We start from the raw sequence: 3,713 nt of genomic DNA, 5'->3' as shown, positions 1-3,713 counted from the left end.
CGGCGCGGTCGTAGTACGGCTGGAGCCGCCTGCCGGTCAGCAGCTCGGTATTGGGGATCAGAAAGTTCAGCTCCAGACGCCCCTTGTCCTCGTGCTCCACCCACAGAATGCTGTACTGATCTTTATCAAGTCCGGGCATCAGAACCCGCTCGAAGCTGGCCATCAGTTTTTCCCGCTGGCCGGGAGGCAGATCGGCCTCCGCAAACGACAGGACGCCGGAGGTGTATTTCTTTACGTAAGGCGACGCGTCAATCAGCTCCCGGACTTCTTCCGGCTTCCCCTGCAGGACGCTGGCGCCTTCACGCTGCCGGTCTTTACCCAGCAGATAGTCCACCGGCCCGGCGCCACCGCCGCGACCGCGTGGATGAAATTTAACGATCATCGTCCGTTCCTTTCTCAAGAACGGCGTGCCGCAGCCGCTCAAGCCCGGCATCGATGGACATCAGCGCCGCCACAATCTGTACCCTGTCATGGCCGGTGCCGCCGCCGGCGTTAACACGGCGGGCTATCTGGTTCAGGTTATTGCCCATGCCGGCAAGCTGGCGCAGCAGCGCCGGCGAGATTGAGGGGAGCTTTCCGGAACGTGCCGGCTTTTCGTCCAGGCAGGTCTGCCGCATCCACGCCGCCAGCTGCCTGCCGTCACAGCGCTCAAGCAGCCGCCGGTGCTCGTCCTCCGTCACCCACATGGTGAGCATCTTGTTCCGTTTCTCTGACAAACCGGCCTCCTGATAACGCCGGGACGGGCGGGAAAGCCTTTCCCGGTCGGCGCGGGGTTGGACAAGCCGCTGGCGCGTCAGGCTTTTGGCGGGTTTCGGGGCGCAGCCCTGAACCAGTCACGTAGCGCTAGCGGAGTGTATACTGGCTTAATATGTTACGGCGGAGTAACACTTTATGAAAGTGCTTCATGTAGCAGGAGAAAAAGGTGGCACCAGCGCGTCAGCAGAATATGTGATACAGGATATATTCCGCTTCCTCGCTCACTGACTCGCTACGCTCGGTCGTTCGGCTGCGGCGAGCGGAAATGGCTTACGAACGGGGCGGAAATTTCCTGGAAGATGCCAGGAAGAAACTTAACAGGGAAGCGAGAAGGCCACGGCGGAGCCGTTTTTCCATAGGCTCCGCCCCCCTGACAAGCATCACAGAATCTGACGCTCAAATCAGTGGTGGCGAAACCCGACAGGACTATAAAGATCCCAGGCGTTTCCCCCTGGTAGCTCCCTCGTGCGCTCTCCTGTTCCTGCCTTTCGGTTTACCGGTGTCATTCCGCTGTTATGGCCGCGTTTATCTCATTCCACGCCTGACACTCGGTTCCGGGAAGGCAGTTCGCTCCAAGCTGGACTGTATGCACGAACCCCCCGTTCAGTCCGACTGCTGCACCTCCTCCGGTAACTTTCAACTTGATTCCAACCCGGAAAGGCACGACAAAGCGCCACTGGCAGCAGCCATTGGTAACTGGGAATTAGTGGATTTAGATATCGAGAGTCTTGAAGTGGTGGCCTGACTACGGCTACACTGTAAGGACAGTATTTGGTATCTGCGCTCCACTTAAGCCAGTTACCTGGTTAAGCAGTTCCCCAACTGACTTAACCTTCGAAAAAACCGCCTCCCCAGGCGGTTTTTTTGTTTACAGAGCAAAAGACTACGCATTGCTCAAAGAAATCTCAAGAAGTTCTTCATCTTAGTGGAAAATCAACCACCACCTTTAGCCTTTACTTTTTACGGATAATTCCTAAAAATGTTTTTTTACATTAAGAAACAGGAAGTCACATGAGCTCAAAAAAAACACTGTTAAGCATAGCCCTACTAACCGCCTCGATTACCGCTTTATCAGGCTGTCAATCCAATGCCGATCAATATGCTGCTGACGTTTATGACGCAGGGCAACTGAATGCAAAACAGGAGACGAAAACTGTAAACATAATTTCTGTTTTGCCTGCGAAGGTTGCTGTTGATAACACTGCAAACAAACAAGCTGCACAAACCTTTGGGGCAATCCTTGGCGCTGTGGTTGGCGGTGTGGCTGGTCATAATGTCGGAAGTGGTAGCGGACTTGGCACAACAGCCGGAGCCGTTGGCGGTGGTGCCGTCGGTGCCGCAGCAGGAACATTAGTCAAAGATAAATCTATCGTTGAAGGTGTTTCTTTAACTTATAAAGAAGGGACAAAGGTATTTACATCAACTCAAGTAGGAAAACCATGTCAGTTTACTACTGGTTTAGCTGTTGTCATTTCCACAAAAAATAATGAAACAAGAATCCAACCAAACACAACATGCCCGGTAAAAAAATAAGATTCAAACGATGAAAAGAATCATTATACCCCTCATCCTTTCTTTTAGTGGAAGCAGCTTTGCAAACTCACTTCAAGAACAATTATCCGCAGTAGCTCAAGCTGAACAGCAGGGGAAGGCTGAAGAGCAAAGACTCATGGATATCCAGAGAGAAAAAATTGAGGAAAACAAACGGCTTGAGCAAAAAAGGAGAGAAAGAGCAAGAGCAGAAGCGAACAGGAGAGCAGCCATAGCTTCTGCAGAGAGAAAAGCTCACCGTGAAAGAATCGAAGCTGAGCTCAAAGCCGATAAAAATAGAGATCAGAAATATGAAGATGAACTAAGAAAGCTTGAAATCGAAAAACAAAAGTTAGCATTAGCCAGGGAAGAGGCAAGAGTTAAACGCGAAAATGAATTCATAGACCAAGAGTTAAAAAACAAGGCAGCCCAAACAGATGTAATTCAATCTCACGCCGACTCAAACAGAAATATTTCAGAAGGCGGGAAAGATTTAATGAAAAGCGAAGGGAAAGCCAGAGAAAAAGAAGCTGGAGGATGGTTTAACTAGCTTCATTTTTATAATTAAAGTTGATTTCAAGTTTAATTAACAACGGATGTAATTTACCATAACATCCGTTGGCCGTACCGCCCCGGACAGCTTCGCCGCGAACGGGGCGGCAGTCAGCCAAAAACAACAACAACCCACCCGGTAAACCACCCCGATCGCGACAGATAAATTTTACCCGACTGCATAGCCATGCAGCCAGATGCATGGCGTGTAAAGTCACACTAAAATCAGCGCGAACGCCTTAAAAACAGGTAAATGCTTCTCCAGCCAGTCCCACAGCCCGGCCGCCAGATACAGGCAGTTAAGTACAGCTTCAATGACGTTAAGCAATTTCATAATTCCCCCACAGGTATAGGCCGTGATCTTTTTGATCACGAACCTATTTAGCGGGAGAAGTAAAAGCCCCTCTTCGTGCGGGTTGTCAGCTGCCTGGATGGTTTAAAGTGTCGGCCCGCGGTAGGTTTTCTGCGGCTGGCGCTCCAGCTCCAGTGTTTTCTGATACTCACTCTCCCTCTGCCGGAACTCGGTGGCATTCAGTTCCCGGACAAGCGGCGCAGCTGCTCGCTTAAACTCAGCACCTGCGTGCTCAAGTCCGACACGCGCTCGTTCAGCACCGCGTTCTCCCGTTGCATAAGCCCACACATGCTCCGCCATTCCGCGAAGGCGCTCTCCCATTCGTCCAGCCTTTGCGAGTAGTCCTGCTGTAGCTGCTCTAATGCGCTCAGCAACTGCTTTTCCAGCTCTGTCATCTTCCGCTACTCCTGTTTCAGGCGGATCCATGTCGTCCCGTCGTAAGGGATGGCTTCGGTTTGCATCCCCGGCGGCAGGATAAGAAACCTCCGGCCGTCGCTGCTCTCCTGATAGCGCACTCCCCACG

The 3,713-nt window shown here is 51.8% G+C and carries 6 protein-coding genes; 3 read left to right on the top strand and 3 right to left on the bottom strand.

What is annotated here, in order from left to right:
* Positions 1–382 (bottom strand): relaxase/mobilization nuclease domain-containing protein (locus DD606_RS24105; RefSeq protein ID WP_176691473.1); only part of this gene is annotated, 382 nt, incomplete at its 3' end.
* Entirely contained in the window at positions 372–695 is a 324-nt protein-coding gene (locus DD606_RS24100; RefSeq protein ID WP_170970046.1) for a MobC family plasmid mobilization relaxosome protein, read from the bottom strand. The genes DD606_RS24100 and DD606_RS24105, both read right to left, overlap by 11 nt.
* A 647-nt stretch (positions 696–1,342) precedes the next feature.
* On the opposite strand from DD606_RS24100, the gene DD606_RS24085 reads away from it, so the two are divergent.
* From DD606_RS24085 to DD606_RS24070, 3 genes are all read left to right on the top strand, one after another.
* On the top strand, positions 1,343–1,501 hold the full coding sequence (locus DD606_RS24085; RefSeq protein WP_079975676.1) for a replication initiation protein: 159 nt from the start codon (positions 1,343–1,345) through the stop codon (positions 1,499–1,501).
* 266 nt (positions 1,502–1,767) lie between these two features.
* On the top strand, positions 1,768–2,289 hold the full coding sequence (locus DD606_RS24075) for a glycine zipper 2TM domain-containing protein (RefSeq protein WP_053259012.1): 522 nt from the start codon (positions 1,768–1,770) through the stop codon (positions 2,287–2,289).
* Between the two features lie 10 nt (positions 2,290–2,299).
* Positions 2,300–2,836, top strand: a complete 537-nt coding sequence (locus tag DD606_RS24070; RefSeq protein WP_053259013.1) for a DUF5384 family protein — start codon at positions 2,300–2,302, stop codon at positions 2,834–2,836.
* 533 nt (positions 2,837–3,369) lie between these two features.
* On the opposite strand, the gene DD606_RS24065 is transcribed toward DD606_RS24070, so the two are convergent.
* A complete protein-coding gene (locus DD606_RS24065; RefSeq protein ID WP_000137422.1) occupies positions 3,370–3,585 on the bottom strand; it encodes an MbeD family mobilization/exclusion protein in 216 nt (71 codons plus the stop codon).
* Positions 3,586–3,713: the final 128 nt, after the last annotated feature.

This window comes from Enterobacter cloacae complex sp. GF14B (genome assembly GCF_004136805.1).
Classification (GTDB): domain Bacteria; phylum Pseudomonadota; class Gammaproteobacteria; order Enterobacterales; family Enterobacteriaceae; genus Enterobacter; species Enterobacter hormaechei_C.
Note: the sequence above shows the minus strand (reverse complement) of the source record. Positions and strands in the feature narration are given on the sequence as shown.